At 39.6% G+C, this 22,594-nt stretch carries 21 protein-coding genes; 4 read left to right on the forward strand and 17 right to left on the reverse strand.

The window, feature by feature from the left end:
• Window positions 1-128: 128 nt before the first annotated feature.
• The 4 genes from THEAE_RS0110325 to THEAE_RS0110340 form a co-directional block, all read right to left on the reverse strand.
• Entirely contained in the window at window positions 129-704 is a 576-nt protein-coding gene (locus THEAE_RS0110325) for a hypothetical protein (protein ID WP_028987404.1), read from the reverse strand.
• Between the two features lie 325 nt (window positions 705-1,029).
• Entirely contained in the window at window positions 1,030-1,218 is a 189-nt protein-coding gene (locus THEAE_RS23410) for a hypothetical protein (protein WP_211233499.1), read from the reverse strand.
• Between the two features lie 312 nt (window positions 1,219-1,530).
• Window positions 1,531-2,139 carry a hypothetical protein gene (locus THEAE_RS0110335; RefSeq protein WP_028987406.1) on the reverse strand — a complete coding sequence of 203 codons (609 nt, stop codon included), beginning with the start codon at window positions 2,137-2,139 and terminating at the stop codon, window positions 1,531-1,533.
• 217 nt (window positions 2,140-2,356) lie between these two features.
• Complete coding sequence (locus THEAE_RS0110340) at window positions 2,357-2,632, reverse strand: hypothetical protein (RefSeq protein ID WP_028987407.1); 276 nt, start codon at window positions 2,630-2,632, stop codon at window positions 2,357-2,359.
• 221 nt (window positions 2,633-2,853) lie between these two features.
• On the opposite strand from THEAE_RS0110340, the gene THEAE_RS0110345 reads away from it, so the two are divergent.
• Window positions 2,854-4,215: an IS4 family transposase gene (locus THEAE_RS0110345; protein WP_028987408.1), complete on the forward strand. Its 1,362-nt coding sequence runs from the start codon at window positions 2,854-2,856 to the stop codon at window positions 4,213-4,215.
• On the opposite strand, the gene THEAE_RS20665 is transcribed toward THEAE_RS0110345, so the two are convergent.
• The 3 genes from THEAE_RS20665 to THEAE_RS22045 all read right to left on the reverse strand — a co-directional run bounded on the left by THEAE_RS20665 (window position 4,186) and on the right by THEAE_RS22045 (window position 8,375).
• Window positions 4,186-5,640: a DNA primase family protein gene (locus tag THEAE_RS20665; RefSeq protein WP_028987409.1), complete on the reverse strand. Its 1,455-nt coding sequence runs from the start codon at window positions 5,638-5,640 to the stop codon at window positions 4,186-4,188. The two genes, THEAE_RS0110345 and THEAE_RS20665, sit on opposite strands and share 30 nt — an antisense overlap.
• Before the next feature lie 482 nt (window positions 5,641-6,122).
• Window positions 6,123-7,037, reverse strand: coding sequence for a hypothetical protein (locus tag THEAE_RS0110355; RefSeq protein WP_028987410.1), 915 nt, complete (start codon window positions 7,035-7,037; stop codon window positions 6,123-6,125).
• Window positions 7,038-7,472: 435 nt separating this feature from the next.
• Entirely contained in the window at window positions 7,473-8,375 is a 903-nt protein-coding gene (locus THEAE_RS22045) for a stalk domain-containing protein (protein ID WP_028987411.1), read from the reverse strand.
• A 280-nt stretch (window positions 8,376-8,655) separates the two neighbouring features.
• Between THEAE_RS22045 and THEAE_RS22615 the strand changes: the two genes are divergently transcribed.
• Together THEAE_RS22615 and THEAE_RS23005 are read left to right on the forward strand one after the other, a co-directional pair.
• Entirely contained in the window at window positions 8,656-8,904 is a 249-nt protein-coding gene (locus THEAE_RS22615; protein WP_039944426.1) for a helix-turn-helix domain-containing protein, read from the forward strand.
• A 64-nt stretch (window positions 8,905-8,968) separates the two neighbouring features.
• The gene (locus THEAE_RS23005; RefSeq protein ID WP_156920598.1) at window positions 8,969-9,178 is read left to right on the forward strand and encodes a hypothetical protein; all 210 of its coding nucleotides are present in this window, start codon (window positions 8,969-8,971) and stop codon (window positions 9,176-9,178) included.
• A gap of 363 nt (window positions 9,179-9,541) precedes the next feature.
• On the opposite strand, the gene THEAE_RS0110375 is transcribed toward THEAE_RS23005, so the two are convergent.
• The 10 genes from THEAE_RS0110375 to THEAE_RS0110420 form a co-directional block, all read right to left on the reverse strand.
• Window positions 9,542-10,573: a DUF262 domain-containing protein gene (locus tag THEAE_RS0110375; RefSeq protein ID WP_028987414.1), complete on the reverse strand. Its 1,032-nt coding sequence runs from the start codon at window positions 10,571-10,573 to the stop codon at window positions 9,542-9,544.
• A 110-nt stretch (window positions 10,574-10,683) separates the two neighbouring features.
• A complete protein-coding gene (locus tag THEAE_RS0110380; RefSeq protein WP_028987415.1) occupies window positions 10,684-11,004 on the reverse strand; it encodes a hypothetical protein in 321 nt (106 codons plus the stop codon).
• A 16-nt stretch (window positions 11,005-11,020) separates the two neighbouring features.
• On the reverse strand, window positions 11,021-11,389 hold the full coding sequence (locus THEAE_RS0110385; RefSeq protein ID WP_028987416.1) for a hypothetical protein: 369 nt from the start codon (window positions 11,387-11,389) through the stop codon (window positions 11,021-11,023).
• A gap of 165 nt (window positions 11,390-11,554) precedes the next feature.
• Window positions 11,555-11,917, reverse strand: coding sequence for a hypothetical protein (locus THEAE_RS0110390; RefSeq protein WP_028987417.1), 363 nt, complete (start codon window positions 11,915-11,917; stop codon window positions 11,555-11,557).
• A 183-nt stretch (window positions 11,918-12,100) separates the two neighbouring features.
• The gene (locus THEAE_RS0110395; protein WP_028987418.1) at window positions 12,101-12,937 is read right to left on the reverse strand and encodes a hypothetical protein; all 837 of its coding nucleotides are present in this window, start codon (window positions 12,935-12,937) and stop codon (window positions 12,101-12,103) included.
• Between the two features lie 187 nt (window positions 12,938-13,124).
• Complete coding sequence (locus tag THEAE_RS0110400) at window positions 13,125-13,730, reverse strand: hypothetical protein (protein WP_028987419.1); 606 nt, start codon at window positions 13,728-13,730, stop codon at window positions 13,125-13,127.
• 180 nt (window positions 13,731-13,910) lie between these two features.
• Window positions 13,911-15,086, reverse strand: a complete 1,176-nt coding sequence (locus THEAE_RS0110405; RefSeq protein ID WP_028987420.1) for a restriction endonuclease subunit S — start codon at window positions 15,084-15,086, stop codon at window positions 13,911-13,913.
• A gap of 3 nt (window positions 15,087-15,089) precedes the next feature.
• Window positions 15,090-16,643 (reverse strand): type I restriction-modification system subunit M, encoded by a 1,554-nt coding sequence (locus THEAE_RS0110410; protein WP_028987421.1) that lies wholly within the window; start codon window positions 16,641-16,643, stop codon window positions 15,090-15,092.
• On the reverse strand, window positions 16,640-17,230 hold the full coding sequence (locus THEAE_RS0110415; RefSeq protein WP_028987422.1) for a restriction endonuclease subunit S domain-containing protein: 591 nt from the start codon (window positions 17,228-17,230) through the stop codon (window positions 16,640-16,642). Before THEAE_RS0110415 ends, THEAE_RS0110410 begins: the two co-directional genes overlap by 4 nt.
• Window positions 17,231-17,340: 110 nt before the next feature.
• Complete coding sequence (locus THEAE_RS0110420; RefSeq protein ID WP_028987423.1) at window positions 17,341-20,094, reverse strand: type I restriction endonuclease subunit R; 2,754 nt, start codon at window positions 20,092-20,094, stop codon at window positions 17,341-17,343.
• A gap of 225 nt (window positions 20,095-20,319) precedes the next feature.
• Here THEAE_RS0110420 and THEAE_RS0110425 point away from each other — a divergent pair, with 225 nt between their 5' ends.
• Window positions 20,320-22,503, forward strand: a complete 2,184-nt coding sequence (locus tag THEAE_RS0110425; RefSeq protein ID WP_028987424.1) for a hypothetical protein — start codon at window positions 20,320-20,322, stop codon at window positions 22,501-22,503.
• Window positions 22,504-22,594: the final 91 nt, after the last annotated feature.

Below are 22,594 nucleotides of genomic sequence, written 5' to 3' on the forward strand. Positions count from 1 at the left end.
ACAATTACATCAGATTTTTTAACTTACATCGATAACAAATGTTCATCAAAACAAAAATAGCCCAACCCTTCGTCACAAGGACGAAAGATCGGGCTGCTTCAACATAATTCAAATAAAGTGATAAAGCATCAAGTCACCAACACTAAATTATCTCTGATAACAGTTACCTCAATTTTGCAGAAAGAATATTTTTCATGGGAGTCATCCGTTACATATGCATTAAGGATGCCTTGTTGAGCCTCAAAAAGTGTTTGATCAATATAATTTTGAATTGTTTCTTGACGAGTACTTCCTTCATATCCCTCTTCATAAAGTGCTTCTTCATAAATATTTGTCGGAACGCAAAGATAACATTTCTTCGAGATTAACTTATCAAAAACATATGTAGGATACTCACTCGAAATGTCGATTTCCTTTCCGTCCATATCAATTGAAAGCAAGATGTGATACACAAGTTGTCCTTGTTCCAGCAAATCAGAAATTACCTCAAAATCCTGTTCAGTTGGTTCGGATTGAAAAATCTTATTGTAATGAATGTAGTTCGTCCTAAGAACACGACCTTCTTTGAAGAATTCAATGATACTCTCTTTTATCCCGAAAATTCTCATGATATCCTCAGCCAGTCTTTGACTTCTCGTGACAAAAGGTATTATTTTCCTGCTTCTGACTACCCTCGGTTCAACTTTTCCATTATCGTCCGCCATAAAAAATCAGCTCCTTCATATAGATTCCAACTCAAAATCCGATACACATTAAAATTGCCTGAAAGCAAGGATAATGGTTGGTTATACTATATAAAAAAGCTCTGCTTTACACTCCAAATTCGGAGGGTTTCTCGATTCTTTTCAAAAATTTATCTGTAGAAATTTTACGAAGTGCCTGTAAATGAACATAATCCTCATATACAAAGCCTTCAAATTACACAAATGAAAAAAGTCGGATTTCAATATCCGACCGAAAATCAGATTATCTGATCTCAATTAAAAATAACTATTGATAGTGCCGCGGCGCATCCAAATCATTCATAACTCACACCATGAAAAATTTACAATTCATTCTCAAGTAATAACTACCATCAATCATTTTTACAGAATCAGCAGTGAACGATTCGATTTTGCCAACAGTACTCAATTCTCCAGCGACCCAAACTTCTAATTTTCGTTGGAATATATTCGCTCGTTGAAAATCTGCATCATTAGTGCATACTCTTCTCTTCATTATTTTGAAACCTCCCGAACATAACTTGAAGGGATGATACCCCAACAAGGAGTCAAGCCTTGAAAAATACTCCATCTCGGTCATTGTGAAAGAATGCTTACCGTGATGGACGGTCATGTTGAAAGTATGATAATTACGAACGCAGCCTTCAAACAGCTTCATTAGGTCTAATTTCATATTATTGCTTCCTGCTTCGTTTCTACCGAATATACTTCGACATTCACTAAGATTACCCTTTTGTTCTGATAAAGAAAAAGCACTTATCAATCATCCTTCATCTCGATAGGGATAAGTGCTTGGTTCATGGGACAATTAATTGATTCTTACTGGAAGTCCATCGGATGCTATACAAATCGCTTTAATAAATCTTTGGCTTTTAACAATACTTTTCTCGTCAATTATAACCTCATATCCATTTACTCCAAAGTCATGAGCATCATTTATAACCTCAATCATATTATTCAACACTGGAGAAACATCAGTCTCTTCTTCATAAAATCCGCATTCCTCAGTGAAATCAGTTGTAACATAGAGATAAGTAAGTTTACTATCAGTTCCCGTTTCGTGGTACACCTTACTTAATAAAACTTGATAAACCTCATAACCTTTACTTCGTAACTCTGCAATAATCTCCTTATCTTCTTCTGTCAAAAAGGGGACTTCCATAATATTGCAATCTGTTACAACACTCTTCGGAATATTTCCATTATCAAACCACTTAATCAAATCTTCGTTAATACCGATTATCTTCATTAAAGCTTTTGCTAGTTCCTTACTACAAGTCGATTTATCCACATTGGGATTTTTCTTAAACAATTCAATAAATGCCACTAAAGCTTCAAGATGCGCTTTTGCCCTTCTTTTATTCTCCGGACTCAATCCTTCATGCAACTCTTCGAAATTCTCCAACTCATAAATCATTTCTACTTACCTCCTGAGAAATTTATTTACCTTTGTAGGCTCTCGTTTAATATCTCAATCTCTTAAACTAACATAACATCTTCATCACGAATATACTGAGAACGAACAGGCATGATCTATTCATGAATCGGCACCTCCAATGACCTCAATTAACAGTGTAAAACTTTGACTTGGTAGGTGCGATGGTATGGGCTCAACCACACCATCGCACAACTAGCTAGGGACGAATTCCGATCCCTTTTACATGGTAATTCCCGTCAATCTTTACTTCCTCAAGGTCAGTGATTCCATTATCCTTAAGAACTTTCTTAAATAAATCCCAAAATCTTGTTGCGCCAATCGATTTCATGTTATCGAAGCCATTTGCTTCTGCCCATTTACAAAAATCTTTTCTAAAGCTGGATCGAAGGGTAGGGTATATCGTTGGATCGATAATCACTTGTTCGTTAAAATATTCAGCTATCGGGTTTAACCTTCCCTCATATTCTTCCAACGCCCGCCTACAAGCCTTGCTCTCCGTAAGATTAAAATTATTATTAATTAATCGGGTCAAGCCACGCAAAGCAAACTACGCAATTCCCGGCAATCTTGCAGTAGTTTAGTTTCAGCGACTTATCCAGTAACTTACCCTTCTTCTGGCTCTTAGCACCTTTCAACTTTTATAAAATTGAAAGAATGAATTGAAATCACGGCCAAACATCGAAAATCATTCATATCAATTGTTACAAAAAACTCTTCGGTACTGAACAGTATAAGCAGCAACTTTCCTCTGTTTTTTCACATCTTAAAGTGGGCGAACTTTTGCGAAAGGCCGGTATCCGCAAGGCCTCTGGCATTTCCAGTTTTGCTGTTTTTCAAATCATCTTTCTGCTGGTCTTCCAAGGACGCAATCTATTTCGGTTACTAGGAAGCGGGAGAACGGAATCTCTCCCCGGAAAAGATGTGGTTTATCGATTCCTTAATGAAACCCGTTTTAACTGGAGACGCTTTTTGCAATCCTTAAGTCTTAGGATTGTATCTGGCTTTGAGAAACTCATCTCCTCCCATCGCATCCGCGTTTTTATCATCGATGACTCTGTCTTGCGCCGGGAACGGAGCAAAAAGGTAGAACTGTTGGCAAAAGTCTTTGATCATGTTTCGGGACATTTCGTTCGGGGATATAACCTATTAACGCTGGGCTGGTCTGATGGGTATAGTTTTGCGCCGATCGATTTTACCTTGATGAGTTCTGCAAAAGCTTCAAACCGCCTTATGGAAATGCGTGAGGACTTAGACAAGCGCTCCAGTGGCTATAAGCGGCGGAAAGAAGCCGTGATGCACAAACCGGATGCGGCTATACAAATGCTTGACCGAGCACTCAAAGCCGGATTTACAGCGGACTACGTACTCATGGACAGTTGGTTTACCCACGAACCTCTTCTTCAGGAGATCATGAGCAAAGGTCTTCACGTCATTGGAATGGTTAAAGCGCTTAAACAGCGGTATATATTCAAAGGGAAGAAAGTAGGTTTGCATGAACTTTTTGAGATGATTCCTAAAAATCCAAAAGCAGAGATTCAAGGCTCTGTTATGGTTAAGACGCCTCAAGGCTTATCGCTTAAGATCGTCTTCGTCCAGAATCGGAACAACCGGAGAGAATGGCTCGCGATTTTGACAACAGACCTCTCCCTAGAGAATGCTGAAATCGTAAGGATTTATGGCATGCGCTGGAGCATTGAGACTTTCTTTAAAATGGCAAAATCGTATTTGAAATTAGGTTCTGAATTCCAAGGCCGCTCTTTTGACCTGATGATAAGCCATACAACCATTGTTTTTTCCCGTTATCTCGTTCTTGAGTGGGAACGAAGGCAAAATACAGATGAGCGATCCTTCGGAGGGATGTTTTATCTTTTTGCTGATGAAGTAACGAATATAGACTTAAAAACGGCATTACGTCAGTTAATGGCTTTTGTTCAAGAGTTGCTCAAGAATCAACCGAAGGAAAGCACCGCTCTGCTATGTCAATTACAGAAGTGGATTAGCGAATTGCCCGGTTATATCAAGCGTTTATTCGTAATTCCGGGGTGCGAAAGTTGAGTTATTAATTAATCGGGTCAAGCCACGCAAAGCAAACATCGCAATTCCCGGCAATTCTTGCAGTAGTTTAGTTATCAGCGACTTATCCATGTAACTTACACCTTCTTCTGGCTCTTGACCGGCTTTCAACTCTTTATAAATCTTATTGAAAGGAATGATTAGAAATCTACGGAAATAACCATTCGATAAATCATTCGAATCCATCATTTGATTCAATAAAACTATTGACTTAGCGAACAGAACCGTATTTACTGGAGCATGGTACTTGATATTCACTTCCACTGCATCACCGCTTGTTATAACTTTAAAATTTTGAGTCCCGAATTTACGGTCAAATTCGTTTTCAGTTGAGATGTTTGCCAACTTGTTCAGTAGACTCTGCATACCAAAACTACCACTCAAATTATTTAAAGCGACATTTGATACGTTCTGGGTGCCAAGCATTTGTCTAATCACTTCGGCTAAAACACTCTTTCCATTCGACCCAACACCAAAGAAGAAGAACGCCATCTGAATCTTAATTTCAGGTAAGAAGCAATAACCCATAATTTCTTGAATCAAGTTCACACGTTCCTCATCACCCTCAAACACGTCGTGTAAAAAGGCTTCAAAAATGGGGCAAGTAGCATTCACATCGTATTCGTAAGGAACTTGAATAGTCGATAAAAAATTAGGGCTATGTTCCGTGAACTCCATCGTATAAAGGTTAAGCATACCGTTCTTGAAATTAATGTAATCCCTACGCGGATTCATGGTTTCGACATAAGGAATCTGCCTTTTCAATGCTTTGAAATATTCTCCTTCCCAACTGCCCTCCCAAGAATTAGGTTTGGCTTCGTGAAGGATATTGTAGCAGAAGCTTTTCAGAACACCTTCCTTGATCTCCTCAAATACCCCATCTTTACGATAAGCAAATATCTGTTCATTATCTAACTGTACAAGTGTCATTCTCTTTAACATATATGATGCGAACACATTGGGATTTAGTTCAAGCTTCCCCCTTGTTCTCGTTGTTAGCCCACGGTTTTTAAGCATTGTCCGTTTAATACCATCTAAAACAGATTTAACCGGACTATCAAATCCACCATTCGATACCTCACCCGTATAACCTAACTTTATAAGTTTATCGTAAGTGGCTGGTTGCGATAGCTTGGGGCTATTCCATAAATCGCGTGCAAGATCAACTAAATGTTTGGTATGTTCGTTCGAACCTAACGCCGATTCAACATCGTTCATAAATTTTTGACCAGCCTCACCAAATGGCTTCAGATTCGAAACCAACGCTTCAGTCAATTTCTCATCCAACTTAGCGACATTCTCTAATACCCAAATATAAAATGGTTCTTTCTTCAAATTATAATCGATGGTCTCGTTAATCGCAGGTCTTGTGAAGTCACTACTAGATTTGATTTGAATATTCAACATTAAAATAACCTCCCATAACTGTTTTTTGGACTTCCACCATATTGGCGGTGCTCAGAAAATGCTAGATTTAGCATGGAATCTTTTCGGGCAGGTATATATGCATACACCGGTTGTCCAACCTTCCCCTGCCCGACTTTCCGTCTAACCGTAATTTGTTACCAAAATGGTTCGCCTTCCTTCTTATTGGTATTTATTACCGCCTAGAACCTTCTTGTCGTCATCCGCATCATTTTTAACTGTAGTTAACCACCTCGTTTCTTGCCTAATTTGAAATTCCTTATTCAATTGTCCAAGAGCAATCTTCCGGTCGGACTCATATGCACCTTTGTCGGGTGCAACTGATCGACTTATAACTAATATTTCATCTCTTGAAATTCTCGAAAAAAATAATTCAACTCACCCAAGATGAAAAAATGTCAAAAAAAAAGTGGTGTAGACCCCACTCAAGGATCTACACCACTTTTACGGTTGTTGTGAAACCACTAAACTTTCTTACGAGCTAAGCTACTCTGTTTCTTGATGACCTTCACAGTATCCGTCTCTGCATTACTGACTCCCCTGGCTTTCCGTTTCCTGCCCTTATCTGATCTCGTCTTACGCTTTAATAACGGTTCAAATCGCTGATATTCAGGTTTGATCACCCAACCATTTTCACCTTTATGATCTATATCCACCATACTCGCTTTGGGTCCGCCCGTTCCTCTTGCAAAGTAATTTACCGATGGTGTGGGAAGAACAAAACTCTTATTTCCTGATTCGTCAATTTTAGACTTCAATTCCCAAGTACCATCGGAATAAAATTGAATTGAATTCACCCACTTGAAGGTGATATTTACTCCCCAGTCATCATCGTAATCATCACGTCTCAATAGCCCCGCATATTCGTCCCTTATGATAAGAAATAGAAACTCATACAAGGACAAACTAAAGTATTCGTTGGCTTTTATTTCTCTACTGCCAACATCTCTCTTTGGATCAATATATGTAGGGGGCTCATCTGATCTTTTCTTTCTCATTAATTCTTTTACCAGTTCCATTTTAATTACTGGAACAGTTATGTCCACATCGGATATTAACTCAATTCCAACAGGTGTTGATACCTCTTGATCACGATCATTGTTGTCACCATCAATCTTATACCCTTTAAGTGATCTGTAACTCTTTTTAGATGCCAAACCTAATAAACGAACAAAATGTAAGGTGCCTGACATATTACCAAGCTTTTCCCGCTCGACATCGGTTAGATTATTATAAATCTCTGTTCCGAATGCAGTAATTACTTTATTAGCTTCGGTTTCACCATAATATCTTCCTTGTGATCTTCCGTATTTATCTTTTTTGATCTTTATTGAGGTTGACTTCCCAAGACTAATAGGCTTTTTTTCAATTTCGGTCAATCTTTTCACGCTCCTCGTATACCTTAAATGCATTTCATTCAATTTAAAACTTGTTTGATCGCAATAAATATTGTTCGATTATTAATCCTAATAATCCTTTTTTCTATAATCTAGCAGTTTTGAAATCATCCAAAGTGCCTATTTGAGCTTCATTAATAACCTTTATGACCCTCAACGGAACTGCTACTTCAAAGAGCAACAGAAATCGGCGTTGTTACGCTTCCAAGCGATATAAAGAAAACAACCCCAAGAGTTAAGGACTCCTACCAAAGCACACTAATGCCGAAAAATTTGACGATACCTACTGACGGTGCCAGTTTTTTACCGCAGGGTTATTCATAACTGTGATTTTTTAATCAATCTTTTACTGACTCAACCATCTCAAAAAGAAAATCCTCAAAGGAAAAACCCTCGCGGCTCTTCAATACCACCTGATTACTCTTCAACATATCCAGACGAGGAATCAATCCCAACGGTGTTAGTAACTCCATCCCACGTTACTCCAAAATTGATGACCGCCGCTACATCACGCAACTTGAAATAATTGTTACCGTTGATCAGATAAGCTGTCAGTTTGACTTCCTTACCATCAAGATAAATGGTCGAAGTGGAAAGTTTCGCTTCCGCCGTTGCAGGTTTTTCGGTAACTACCAACTCGCCTCCAACTGCCGTATACGCTTTACCCGATTCGAGAGAGATCGCATTCTTCTTCCCGTCCCATCCCACTTCAAAGCTTTTTTCGGTTCCATTCAGAACCATTGCAAGGTCACGAAGTTTGAAGTAGTTGTTACCATTGATGTTGTAGGCTTGGAAGGAAATTTCCTTGCCATTGACCAGCACTTTGGAATTGGTTGGTTTTGCAGTCGCAGTCGCCGGGATTTTCTCAGATGAAGAAGCCGGTTTATCTGCCGATCCTCCAACTACTTGAATAACGAAGGTTGCAGTACTGGAAAAAGAGAAGTCACCACCAAAGTAAACAAATCCGGAATAATATCCTGGCTCAGTTAAGGTAACACTGTTGCCGGTTATCTCAACAGATTTTCTTTCGCCTGCAGGTACGAAGAAACCATCCTTTATTTCCGCATCTGCATAATAATTAATAGTAGGATGCGGGTCATCACCTACGATTTTTAAGGTGACTGCACCATCAGAAATATAAGCCTTATCACTTCCTTCAGGATCTTCTCTAATCAGTTCAACTTCTTTAACAATATTAGATAAAGTCACATATCCACCTTGTTCAGTTTCAATCTTGGTCTCACTTGCTGCAAAAGCAGATACCGATGCGAATAAAGAAATCATCAAGGTGAAAACTAGAATAATAGAAATTCTCTTCATCTTTTATCGACTCCTTTTCTCCATTGTTAACAACAGTCCTGATTTTCAAAAATACTTCAAATTATTATTGAAACAACTAAACTACACCCCCCCCCCAATGGATACATGACTTTTGAACCACACTCTCACGACAAAATTCTCAACCCGTATTTTAATGATTACCGATACATTTGTCTATTGACTTTAAGTCACATTATCAACTGAAATTGTACAATTTTTGACTCCTTATTCCGATAAAATTAAATAGATATGTTTTTGTAAGGTAGGAGGTTATATTTAAGTGGACATTCGAACAGAATTTGGTCAAAGGGTTAGGGAACTTCGAGCCAGATGCGGAATGTCACAAGAAATGCTGGCTCATCGAGCGGGGCTGGATCGAACATACATCAGCGGGGTGGAACGCGGGGAACGAAATATCAGTATCGTCAATATCGAGAAGATCGCGTCAGCACTCTGTGTATCAGTCGAATATCTGTTCTTCAACGAAAGATTTTCGACAACCTCTACATATCAACCCAAGGATTTTTGATATACGGTTCAAACAAAGATTTAAATATCATATTGACAGCGAAAAGAAACTACTTGCATTTCAGGTGAAAGGGTTATTTTCAGATCAACGTGATGTTGATTATCTATCTTCAGTTATCATCGGTGTTTGCACTGCGTTTGAGACAGAAGAATTGAACTTCTTAGTCGATCATCGGGATATGAAAACACCTGACGGTGAAATTGCCGTTTATTCTCCAGAGATTGCAGAACGTGCAGTTGTATTCCAACAGGAACTTTTAAAAAACAGTAAATGAGTCGTTGCTTTATGCAATTCGGGATACATGGTTCAGGGTTTGAACCATGTAGCTACACAAAGTGGGATTATCTATAAAGCTACTCATCTCTATGGGCAAGATAAAGAAATGGTCGATACGGCTTATGAGCTTCTGGGTATCCACGATAATGAATTAATCAAAACCAAAGCTCAACGAGTTACCCCCAAGAAGGGCTTGCAAATCCAAACGAAAAAATACCACTTCTTGATTCAACAGAGGTTTACCAATCGCCTTGCATCTGGGTAACTCCAAATAAAAAAGGGATATTGCTGACCTCCAGTCGCAATGTCCCTTTAGCAAATATGGTCAAACCGTTCCCATACTGTCGTATGACTCAAAAAATCATTTTCCTTGCGCTAAGGAATTGGCAAAGGCTTCTAAATCTTGAACCATAAGATCCGTTCGTCTTTGTATAACTTCTTTGTTAGCCGTTTTTCTGCTTAAGGTCTCACCAAATTCAGAATCCTTGTCGTATTCATCAATCAGGAATTTTTGCGCCCACTGTCCGAACTCTGCCGCTGATAAATTCTTTTCCTGCGCTTTTCGTGCTGCAACAAAGAGGGAGGGAACAACCGATTTCTTTAGTCTTTTGAACATTTGCAATGTCCAATCTTGGAAGCCCTCAATCATGTATTCAGCACTTTTTTCAATCTCGCTAACAATCACTGGATCAATTGGCGTCTTCCCAATCTCACGCATATACAACTTCATATCCTTGCCGGAAAAAGACATATCTCGTCCAGAAAGAAGGGCGATAACTTGGACAACCGTTTTCCGATCAACATACCTCTCGATATCGGCTTTGGTAAAATTGATTCTTTGGAAAAGCTCGGATTCCGTGATGCGTTTCAGAATTGAACGGTTATCCTCACCAAGTAGGACTTGAGACTGTTCAATATCCGATAACGGCTTGGTTTGATTAACGCGGTAGAAAATCTCCTCTACTTCCTCAAGGGAATACGATTCATCGAAAATCGTTACGGAGAAGCTATACCCCATCACTGCTTGCTTGAGGTCTTCAGGCAACTCGCTAAACTTCAAACCTGAAACGGATATGTCTCCGACCATCGGAGTGTCATCGGACAAAGCAAAACCGTCATCAACGAATAAAAACAAAGTGTTCAAACGTTGGAGACAATCAACTACATAATAGATGTAATCGGGCTTACTTGCATTGCTATCCAGAACGTCACCGTTTTTCCAAACCAATAAGTTCGGAATGTAACCATCGGTCAAGACCGTGTGCATTAAGAGGCTTTGCCAACTGCGATCCTTTCGACGAACGTATCGACGCTGAAACGGAAGATCAAAATTAATTCGATCTTTCAATTTGAGTAAATTATACGTAGTCCACTGAACTGTTGATCTTGCCAAAATTATCCCACCTTTGAGAGGAACTTTAATTAAAAAAACTACTTATTATTTTACCACTTATCCGAGCAATCGTATATTGCGTTTAGCCATCCAAACAGGAAATCGAAAAATTAAGTAGAATGATACGCTTTGTAGAAGCTGATCCCTTGCTTGACCCCGCTAAAAAACATAAACTCCTTAACGAATAATGACTTCCTGTCCATCACTTCCTGCAGGGCAGTTACCAGTTCAAGCTGGTCATCAAACAAGGATTTTTTCAGATCTGCTATAAGCTGCTGCTCACGATGTTGATCTTCCTCAGGTACATCTTTATCCCGATTGTCTAAAACGATCAATCTCATCTCATTTAAAAGTGCAGTTCCAATACAAGCAGGTAAACCAATGTCCTCCGTCAAGGTCTTTTGAGATACATTCCGATAGTGACAGTTCAAGAAGAATACCCTCCTTTTAACTAATGCTTTCGCATTGTTTGGCAAACTTGATCCCGATCCTGGCTCCAGCCAGATAGATCCCTTCATACCTTCGAGACATGTTGTCTTGGTTCACTTTACACCAGATCTGCAACTGCTCGTATTGGGAAACGGTCAGGCTATCCTTCAGCTGCTTCATGATCTTCGAAAACTGGTCTTCCAAAAGCGAAAAATCATCGGTGGATTTTGCATCAAGCTCAATAACCCGACTATCCTCGAGAGACTGCCTTATTAAAGCAGGTAATTCGTCCTGATTTTGAGCTTCTTTAGATGGTGACCAAGGCAATGGCTTAAAGCTGTCCAAAGCCAAAATCTTGCCGGCATGTGAGACACCATTTCCTTGCAATTTCATCCCTCCTTTGCAAATTGTGCTTGTACTTTACCGTAAATATTTAGTAATTGCAAGGAGTTTTATGATTGATGGATAGGGGAGGGGAATAGAAAAAGCCGTTCGATACCCCTGAAGGGAGGGAACGGCTTTAAATTGGGATTAGCGGTTTACCAAAGATGCTCAAGATGCTTGCTCGTTGATGTAATTAATAAACGCGGCAGGCGGTTGCTTCATCATCCCAAGAAGCTCTTTCAATTTAGATAGGGAAGTCGGATTAGCCCACTTCAATTGCTCGCCAACAAGATCATTTAGAATAGTGACTTTAAACAGCCCACCTTCATCTTCATCATCGTAATCGATGTAGACATCAAGGTCATCCTTTTGAAATCGAATGCTCTTGTAGAATCCAGAACTCTGCGTGTAGCTGCCGTATTGACCATTGTGATACCCTTTGAAAACAGGCGTAATATGGTTCTCCCTAGCCAAGTCAGATACCCACTTGTTTACCAACAAAATCATATCTTCCGTTGAAAGCTGAAGCATTAGATCGCCTCCTGATTTTTGCTATGCCTATGTAAATCTGATGGCGATCCGGCTCCAAAAAGTAAAAAGGTCAACCCCTAAATACGAAGTCGACCCCATATGGGGGATAAGACATGAAGAACCTTGGTTACTCTTCAATTACTAACCAATCCAACAGAATCAAGTTGTACTGATTTTAGCGAGCTACTCCATAAACTCTTCCTCTCGCTCTTCCGCCATTGATACCCCATAACGACGATATTCATCATAAATAACGGTTCCCTCTAGATCAATAATACCAAGGTTCGTTTGACCATTCACTTGATTTTCGAGAGCCGTTAAACTCGGGTGGAAAATAACCCCTTGCTCCACCCAATAATTCAAGATTGCTGTGACCTCTTTATCAAAATTATAAGAGGACTTCACCCCAAGGACTCGAACATCGAGGTTTTCCCTATACGTGTAGGGAATTACATAAAGATACACGTAGTTCCCGTTTTGTAAGGCTAACTTACAACCCTTAAAATAAACTCTACGCTTATTTGGAGTTAAAATTAAGGCACACATGTTTAGACGGTAAACATATTTTCTCGGAAGAATATAGATGTACTTACGTCCAAAACTGGTATCAACGTAATCCACGTACTTAAACCCCTCGGAGGGCTTATGCTCCCTTCCATCCACAAATCTTCTCAAACCAATCGAAATCTTACTGACCACCGCTACACAATCATGACTAACTGGAATTTGATCATAAACATAATTACCCGAACTATCCCGACGAAATGATCCATCCGAAAGAACTTGACGCTTCTTCAGAGTCGTTCGACCCACTAACTGAACTTCTTGCTCATTCAAACGATCAAAAAACATCTCCGTTACCCCTTTAACGAGAGCCATACGACCCTTCGGAATGCCGTTAATCATAGTATCCAATCGAGGTAATGGCAAATCCGTAATCTTAAATGAATGTGCCATACTTCTACGACCATTCATCATATCTCTAAACTCTTTCGCAAAGACTGCATCGTTTGTCTGCATAAAACTCCCACCTCTTTATAAAAGAAGGACTTTAATCACTAAATATATTAATTTATGAAGAAAAATATAATAGGCTCCGTTCAAAGCTTTGTGGGTATACCCCCAAAAGAATGTAAATTTGAGGACGCATTGTGATCACCAACTCAATTACCTTCGAAAAGAGTTACCTCATAAAGGTATTTACGAGCTATTTTATAAATACGATATAGACCTTGTCCAACGTCAGCGGCTGATCTTTCTCGTAAATCGTTACCGTGTCTTTCAAGTCTGCAGGTAAATTCTTAATTAAGTGCTGCGCGGCGGATAAAGTATGGTCGCCAAAGTCATAGATCACCAAAAATTTATAAGCTTCGGTCGGATCAAGCGACTTCATTTTGGTTTTGCCTGTAAGCAACCCCTTAATATCATCAATGATACCCCTTTTCTGGTTGGAACCAAATACGTAACCGTTATTAATCGGTTTATTACATTTGATCTCGGCTACGATCTTTATATCTCCGATGACCATTAGATCATAACCATTATTGCTTGGCTTGGTGTTAAGCACCTGATCCAAGTAAACCTGATATTTCTCCTTAACGAAAGGGAATCCGTCGCTAAGCCAGTCAAGGAAGCGAATCGTTGTCTTGTAAGTAAGGATGTTATGTATGTCTTTCAGAGTGGTCTTGATGTCCTCGAAATCCTCAACTGATAGCCTGGAATAGTAATCGTTGTTACTGCCGGTTATTTTGTCCGCGATGAATCGGTTGAAGCCTTCTTTCAGTTCGGTTTCCCGATTATATGGCTGGCTCATGAATAACAACCCCCAATGATCAAATTAAGACCATTATACAAGAGAAGCAAATTTCCTGTAAGTAATTGGGGTTTGTGACTGGAGTGTTGTGAGTCGTAGTATAGTTAAAAAAGATCGACCCCTATTGAGATCGATCTTTCTTTAAAAACGTTTGACTTCCACCAATACCGTTTCCTGATATCAAACGAACATCTGCTGCAACAAACCATTTTTCAACTGTATGAGGGATTCGAATTTCGATTCTTCCTTGGAGATTTTTTCTTCTAAGGTAAACAGAAACGAAGCAATCTTCTTCTGTTCCTCAATCGAAGGCAGAGGGATCTCAAGACTTCTGATGGAATCCCACTCAGTTCTCGGCATCTTGGAACCTGACGATATATTCGCTGCCTGTTGAAAAGTATCACTTTGAATTATAAAATACAAAAATTCATTAGTAATTCTAGGACTTTTTGATGTCAAAACCCAAATTTCTGATGAGCAAATCCCATCAAATGTTGCATACCAATACTTCTTAAGGTACGGTCGTAATTTCCCAAATAAAACGGAGCCTTTAGCAAACTCATTTTTAGTACTTTGTTGCTCCTGTGATAAGTAAAAACCGTTGATTCGCCCCCTATTACCGACAATATTCTCCAGTTCAATACATGGCGCGTTCGTCTTACTTTGTGGAATGATCTTATTAGAATTGTTTGTGGCAACTTGCTCGAACAATTCACTGTCCCATTCAGGAAAATCCTGTCCATTCTCATCTTTGAACCGAATTTCCTGCGAGAAAATCTTCTGGAGCATACCTTTCTTGAACAACTCCAACTGCTCGATCTTCTCCTGTTGCTTCTCGATCTTTTGATCGAGGAGGGAGAAGAAAGAAGCGATTTTTTGTTGTTCTTCGATGCTTGGTAAATGTATTTTTGTATCCAACAAATCTTTGTTATACAACCTCTTAACAGTTCCGCCTTCCAATTTACTCCAAACAATCGTCTGGTAGTAATAATAGAGATATTTGTTTAATAATCTATCACTTGTAACGTTTAACCAAACAATATTTGAATCTTGGTAATAGGCATCCTCACCCTTATATTCAACAATTCTCCCGATTGTTCCAGCTGCCGATATCAGAATATCCCCTTTTTTGGGATAAGGATACTTTTCTTTGTACTCAGAAAATAACTTTCTAGAAATAAAAGCGTCCGGAGTTCTACCAAACGTCCCTATTTTATAAAATGGAACCTCTCCAGTACTACTTGTTTGGTGTTCAAATATCCGTCTACACATTAAAACCGTCCCTAGATCTCCAAGTGTAGCATTATCCCATTCATCTTCAAACCCTTTAAATCTTAACTTTGGAACACAAGCCATCCTCTATTCCCCCAATTCCCTGAGGTACTTTTCAAGCTCAATATCGATTTTAGTAATCTCGGCGTCGATTTCTTTTAGACGAGCCTGAATCAAATCCAGATCAACTGGCTCTTCTTTTTCGAAGGTATCTACATAACGTGGGATATTGAGGTTATAATTGTTTTGTCGAATATCCGCTAGCGATACTGCATTGGAGTACTTTTCAATGGTCTGACGTGTCTTATAGGTTTCTACAATCTTCTCAACATCTTCGTCACGCAAGCGGTTCTGGTTCTTCCCTTTCTCAAAATCGTTGGAAGCATCAATGAACAGAATATTATCATTCGCTTCTCGGCATTTTTTGAACACCAAAATGCATGTTGGAATCGTTGTCCCGAAGAAGATATTGGCAGGTAAACCAATCACCGCATCCAAGTAGTTCTTCTCTTCAATCAAGTATTTGCGAATAACCCCTTCAGCCGCGCCGCGAAACAATACCCCGTGAGGAAGGACAACTGCCATTGTTCCATTATCGTCAAGGTGGTGAATCATATGTTGAACAAAGGCGAAATCAGCTTTGGACTTGGGAGCTAGCTTACCATAAGCACTGAAACGCTCGTCTTGCAGGAACTTCTCATCCGCACTCCATTTAGCAGAGTAGGGGGGATTCGCTACTACAGCTTCGAAGCGCATACCAAGATGTCGCGGCTCCTCTAAACTATCAGCATTCTGGATGTCAAAATTATGGTAAGACACACCATGCAAAAGCATGTTCATTCGAGCCAAGTTATAAGTAGTTGAGGTTTTCTCTTGCCCGTAAAACTTCCGTACATTCGCTTCTTTGGCAACCCTCAAGAGCAATGACCCCGAACCACAAGTCGGGTCATACACATTTCTCAAATCCTTCTTCCCCAATGTCACTATCTTGGCAATGATTTTTGAAACCTGTGGTGGAGTATAGAACTCACCAGCTTTTTTACCCGCATTAGCTGCAAATTGCCCAATCAAATACTCATATGCGTCTCCCAAAACATCTATGTCCGCATCATTATGCATGAAAGGAATGTCATTAATATTAACCATGACCTTAGCGATCAGCTTGGAACGAGACTTAACATCACGACCCAATTTTGAGGAACTCAAATCCATATCATCGAACAGATTTTGGAAGTCTTCCTGACTCGCCGCTCCAAGGGTTGATTCGGTTACTTTGTTAATTGCTTTCTGTAACATTTCAATGTCAAACTTACCTTGCTCACCTTTACGAATTTCTTCAATCATACTCGAAAACAGGTAATCGGGCTCGATGACGTAACCTATTTCCTGAATGAGTTGATCTTTTAAGGCGTCACGGTAAGTTTGATCCTTCCAAGCATCCCTGAAAGAAATATTATCTTTTTCAAGCAGCATGTTAACCCGATCCTCAGTTTTGTCCGATAAGTAACGATAAAAGATCAACCCGAGAATATAGTTTTTGAACTCATAAGCTTCAAGTTGACCTCGAAGATCATTCGCCATATCCCAAAGCTTCTTATGTAATTCGGCTTGTTGATGACGCTGCAACTCAGTCGTTGTCATCTGCTTTCCTCCTCTAGATACCCCATTAGTAACTGTTTGATATACTGCTGTTCCCATACCATTCTCTCCTGAAGTAGTCGATTTTTTCGGTGTAATAATCTGTGGATAATACCAATCTTCATTTGAACGTCCATAGGTGGCAAAATAATATCTAAAGTCCTAAGCATTTGAATTGATAAGGCTGTTACACTCGAGCCTTGCGTGGCGATCTTTAATTGCCTGCGACAATCTGGATGCTCGTTAATAAACCACTCCAGATAATCAGGGTGCAACTCGCTTGAAGGTTCAATAATCGCAAAGTTTGATGGAATCAGTTTGCCAACATGCTCCTGTTGTAACGCCACTGCCCTTTGTCCAGTCAAACTGATTAAGACTAACCCCTCTTTGGCAAGCGGTAAAGACCCTAAACGATCCTTAGCAACATGAATATCTTGCTGGTATTCTGACGATATTGGATCAGGACTCAACCACTCATTCATTTCCTTCAACGTGTAGACTGGAAGCTTGACTGCTTCCATTGAAGGCGATGTCTGGATACGAGATAGAAACACCCCTTGCACTACCGATGCACATTGTTCTAAATTCAAACCAGCCCTCCCCTTTGCTATTTAAGTAAATAGCATCAATTCAAACATCTCCATTATAATAAAAAACAGTAGAAAAGGCAATTCCTTTTCTGCTATTTCTCCAAATAGCATCATGAAAATCGTTTGGTATGTTCAGTGATGAATTCAATAATCCGTTGAATCATCGCTCGCTTTTGAAGGAAGGGGAGCTTGACTGCATCACTGATCTCTTGTTGATTCACAATCCCACAATACTCATATTCCTGCACAAAGCCTTGGATCTCTTCAGGTGATAACCCCACTTCATCAGCGAATGCCTCAATTTCCTTCATACGTTCTTCCTGCTCAAAAGCATTATAGTTATCATCGACTGAATCAGCATTGGTTAAGGTCGGTACAACTTTCCTCAAGAAGTCCTTCAGCAAGTTTGCCTTGAGACGGAGTTGCTCATTATCCGCCCGATCAATCTCAGCCTCAATGTCCTTTATCGACTTGTCTCGCTCTTCCTGATTATCGAAATCGATATTGCGGATCAAATTCATAATATAGCTTACATTGATCCGGTCGGTATGCATCAACTCGATCAGGAAGTCCACATTCGCTAAGATTGATTCTTTACCCCCGCCGCGCTTAACTTCGTCATAAATACGAAGATACTTGCTCCTGTAGTCCTGGTACTCCTGTTCGGTAATACCCAGTCGCGCTGGATCGAATTCAAACTCGGTAAACGTTTGTAATCGGGTCAACAGTTTGGTTAGATCTCGAAAGCTAATAACAAACTCCTGTTTTTCTTCCTCTCGCTCCAAAGTATCTACTATTGCAGGTGTAGAAGCGAGAGCTTTTACTTTCGCCAACGCTGCTCTAAACATTTGAAGGTACTCTTCATAACTTTTCATTAAAACGTCATCAACATTGTCTGTCTTCGAGAATAATTTAATCGCTTCATCCGTATCTTCCTTCAAGTTACGGAAACAGACGATATTACCATAAGGCTTAGTCGCTTTCTCCGTCCGATTGGTACGGGAGAAGGCTTGAATCAAATTATGATACTTCAAGAAACGATCAATGTAGAGAATATTCAAGGTTTTGCTGTCGAATCCTGTCAAAAAGATGTTGACCACCAACAGAATATCGATTTGAGCAGTTTTGACTCGCTTCGAAACATCGGCAAAATACCCCTGAAACTTATCTGTAGAGAAATTGGTACCGAACATAGCATTGTAGTCCTTGATAATACGTTCAAGACTATCCCGCGAATGCTCGTCTTGTCCGTCACCCTCACTATCTTCATTCTGACCATAAGTGAAAATAGCAGCAATCTTGAAATTATGAGACAACGATTTGAAAGTGTCGTAATACTTGATCAGCATTGGAATGCTGTCAACAGTAAATAACCCCGTATACCCCTTACTTCGAGACTTCCGATCATGGTGGGTGATGATATGTTCGGCAATCATACGGATACGATCATCGTGCATCCAAACTTCATCGGTCAAAATGCCTTTTACACGGGTTTGATCCCTTTCATCAATCGAGACATCAACCGTTTGGATATACTCCACCGAAAACCCCAAGACATTACCATCATGAATAGCATCCTTAATCAAATACGTATGTAAGCACTTCTCGAAAATATCGGCAGTTACCCGACCATCTTGACTTTTATTCACTTCGAACAGAGGTGTCCCCGTGAAACCAAAGTATTGAGCTTCTTTGAAATGCTTATTGATCAAAGTATGCATCTTACCGAATTGACTACGGTGACATTCATCAATGATAAAAACAACCCGTTCATGCTGATACGGCTTCATGATGTGCTCATAACGTGGATTTTTAATAGCGTTCGCCATCTTTTGAATCGTAGTAACGATCAACGGCTTCGTTAAGTCCGAAATTTGTGCCACCAGTTTGTCCGTATCATCCGTCATATCTACTGAACCGGGTTCAAACTTGTTAAATTCAGCAAGGGTTTGGCTGTCCAAGTCCTTGCGGTCAACGAGGAAGAAAACCTTCTTGATATGCGGTTCATTAGCAAGAATCTGACTCGCCTTAAATGAAGTTAACGTCTTACCGCTACCAGTGGTGTGCCAGATATAACCGTTGTTCTTGGTTTCTAAAGCCCGCTTAATAAGTGCTTCAACAGCATAAACCTGGTAGGGGCGCATAACCATTAACAACTTTTCGGTCTCATTCAATACCATGTATCGAGCGATCATCTTCGCGATGTGACATCTTTCCAAAAAGCTGGCTGCAAAATCACTTAGATTCGTGATGCGATTGTTTTCTGCATCCGACCAAAAGAAGGTATGCGAAAACAGGATGTCACCATCCGAGTTGGCAAAATATTTTGTATCAACCCCATTACTGACAACAAATATCTGGAGATAACGATATAACCCCTTAAAGGAATGTTTTCGATACCGTTGGATCTGATTGAACGCTTCTTTAAAGTCTAAGCCGCGGCGCTTTAATTCAATTTGAACCACAGGTAAGCCGTTTATAAGGATAGTCACATCATAACGATTTTTATATTTGCCTTCAACAGTGGTCTGATTAGTGACCTGAAAAATATTCTTACACCATTCACGAGTATTCATTAACTCGAGATAAACTTCAGTTCCATCATCTCTTTGGAATACTTGCTTATCCCTAAGAATCTTCGCGGACTCAAAAATACTCTTACCGTCAATCTGTGTTAGGAACCGGCTAAACTCCGAGTCGGTTAACGGTTGTCCATTCAGTTTTTTCTCATTGAACCTGTTCAATTGCTGTTTAAAGTTTTCGAGAATCGAATCATAGTCATTTAGGGTCACTCGCTCGTATCCTTGACGAACAAGTTGCTCAATTAAATTCTTCTCCAGTTGGGCTTCCGATTGATAGGACAATTACAGAACCTCCTTATATGATCTATGTCCCTCTTACACAGGTTTCTTACATTATTCTACAAACGCTTCCCGGTATCCTTCAAAAGCCCAAGATTAAAGGTTATATCAGTATCCTCGCAAGCAAAAAATCGCGTTCAAATCGACCTTTCATGACACCAGTCTCCACTTTTCTGAAAATGTGATACAATGGTCTTACTATTCAAAGTTATTTTGAGGGTGATAACAATGTCTGATAAACATGCGGATAAACTACTTCATGTTCAAAACGGGGCAATTCGCCATCTGCTATATTCTAAAGTAGACGAAAAAGACTTGATCAATCGCTACCGCACAGTTGTAAAGCGGGAAGTTAAAAAAGATCTGAAAGCTGCCATTGAGCGATTAGATAAACAAAAACTGGTGGAGCTCATAAACATCTCCCCTGAAATATCTGCATCAGATATCGAAACCTGTTTTGAAGATAATAGATATAGCCGTCGACCAAATTTTCGGCTGTTTATTCTGCGTCCGCATAACCCTCAAGTAAACTCAGCATCTTTTATCTCCGATCATAAAAATAATTTAGGCGTTTCCAAAATGAATGAATTGCTTAAGCCAATCGTATATCCCAATGATAACGTATTTGGACTTGTCGCGATTGATCAAAACGTTATCAATCATGAAACCCTGGAAATCGCATTACAATATCAAGAGAGATACAATTATATCAACCCCGAAACAGAACAGTCCGATTTTATTTACGAATTGAAGTTCGGTTTCTTCTGGATTAACTTTGACCAACGCTTTGTAAGCATAAGTATACCTACCGAATCCCTAGTTGGGATAATATCCAGAACCATTCAAGAAGCTTTTAACTGCTATGTATCAGCAGTGAATATTACCAAAAAGATTGTCGACAGTGTATTTAGTAAAGAAGCTATGAAACGAACCACTTTAAGCAACCCTAACCCCGATTCAAGTAAGCCAAGCAAAGTTACCTTGGCAGATAGTAATCTGGGCATTAAAGTTAGGCAATTGACTGAATTTGACGGGTATGATTCACCAAGTTCAGTTTATCAGGAAGCCATCAACAAAGACGGTGACTTCTTCTCAACTCTTGGGGTCAATAACGACAAAGGTAAAATTTATTTAACCCGTCATTTGAAAGCCTCCGAAATGAGACATTGGGGAATTTGGCGGATTGGTCAAATTATGAACCACCTTAACTCCATACAGGACAATGGTGAGATCGACGAAAAGTTTGAATCTTTTGATCTTAATGAAGACCCGGATCTTGTCGCCTTCACCACCTCAAATGACGAGAAAAAAGTCATTTTGGAAGTGATTAAGGCAGTCGTTACCTGTAAGGTCAAAAAGATCGAGAGCTTCAAACTCCACGACTTAAATGTAGATAAAATCGTAGGCTCTCTGAAGAAACATACTATTGCTCGGTTTTACCCCTATTGCGAAAGCTGCGACCACTATGCAGATATTACCTGTAATCACTGCGGAAACACCGATTTGTTAATGGTTTCTGTAAAGAGAGGACAAGCTCCGCAGGTCGTATGTTCATTCTGTTACACTGAACTTCAAAAAGATAACGTCCGCTGCATTATGAATCATAAGATTAGAATCGATTCCTGGTATGATGGAGTAGTGATCAACCCAAAATTAGCATTAGTCGCGCTAGCTGAAAAGATAATTAACAAATATTTTCCGGATGAAGGATTTTCACATGAAGAAGAATCCTTCTATCTTCAAAACAATGTCGTTCACTATTCTTCCAAAGTCGCATCAAAAGTCATGTTCAAAGTTAGAGAACTGCAACAGTTTAAGCCAGTTTGGGATCGGAGAATTACCCAAAAGCGCCGCGAAGAACTACATGAAGTACTTAGTCTGCTTACTGAAAAATGTTCTAGACATAGTGTGGATGCTTGCCAAGCCTGTCAGCACGAAAAAAGTGTCCGCTGCATCATGAAGCCATTTGTAACTTTTACAGATCATAAGTTACATCCACATCATGGACAAGAATATGGCGATATCAGCTTTACAATTCAAATGCTTGGTATGGACGATGCAGTCTTTGTTGGCATCGCCAAAAGTTTTGAGAAAAGACCGATAAAGTCAACAGATAATAAAGGTCATGAAATACTTCAACAGTTTGTTTATAAGTGCAAAGATTCTACGGTCAATGTTTTAGGAATTGTGGTAGCAGGGGAACTCGAGCAGGACTTTTCCGCCATATTGCAAGATCTTGCCGGAAGGTACAGAAAGAAAATCGTAATGTGGACTTACGAGGAATTGATGTTAGTGGTCGATTTCGCAATAAGGAGCTACAGTCTATCAATCTCAGAAGTTGTAGAAGACTTGAAGGCTGATCTTGAAAAAAGGAAAAAGAAATCTTCAGAAAAGCGTAAATCTGCAAGTTAGAAACTCTGTACAATGGAATTGGGTCTGCAAAAGAGGATTATTTGCAGACCCAAAGTTTAAAGCCCTAACCCCCCAATACTATCAATGAAAA

The organism is Thermicanus aegyptius DSM 12793 (assembly GCF_000510645.1).
Taxonomy (GTDB): Bacteria; Bacillota; Bacilli; order Thermicanales; family Thermicanaceae; genus Thermicanus; species Thermicanus aegyptius.

Bases quoted from the DNA above. Each gene is read 5' to 3' on its own strand.
- THEAE_RS0110410 (WP_028987421.1), bottom strand. From the start codon at position 16,643: ATGACAACGACTGAGTTGCAGCGTCATCAACAAGCCGAATTACATAAG.
- THEAE_RS23410 (WP_211233499.1), bottom strand. From the start codon at position 1,218: ATGAAGAGAAGAGTATGCACTAATGATGCAGATTTTCAACGAGCGAAT.
- THEAE_RS0110395 (WP_028987418.1), bottom strand. From the start codon at position 12,937: ATGCAGACAAACGATGCAGTCTTTGCGAAAGAGTTTAGAGATATGATG.
- THEAE_RS0110405 (WP_028987420.1), bottom strand. From the start codon at position 15,086: ATGGCTTGTGTTCCAAAGTTAAGATTTAAAGGGTTTGAAGATGAATGG.
- THEAE_RS0110335 (WP_028987406.1), bottom strand. From the start codon at position 2,139: ATGATTTATGAGTTGGAGAATTTCGAAGAGTTGCATGAAGGATTGAGT.
- THEAE_RS0110325 (WP_028987404.1), bottom strand. From the start codon at position 704: ATGGCGGACGATAATGGAAAAGTTGAACCGAGGGTAGTCAGAAGCAGG.
- THEAE_RS20665 (WP_028987409.1), bottom strand. From the start codon at position 5,640: ATGTTGAATATTCAAATCAAATCTAGTAGTGACTTCACAAGACCTGCG.
- THEAE_RS0110390 (WP_028987417.1), bottom strand. From the start codon at position 11,917: ATGCTTCAGCTTTCAACGGAAGATATGATTTTGTTGGTAAACAAGTGG.
- THEAE_RS22045 (WP_028987411.1), bottom strand. From the start codon at position 8,375: ATGAAGAGAATTTCTATTATTCTAGTTTTCACCTTGATGATTTCTTTA.
- THEAE_RS0110425 (WP_028987424.1), top strand. From the start codon at position 20,320: ATGTCTGATAAACATGCGGATAAACTACTTCATGTTCAAAACGGGGCA.
- THEAE_RS0110400 (WP_028987419.1), bottom strand. From the start codon at position 13,730: ATGAGCCAGCCATATAATCGGGAAACCGAACTGAAAGAAGGCTTCAAC.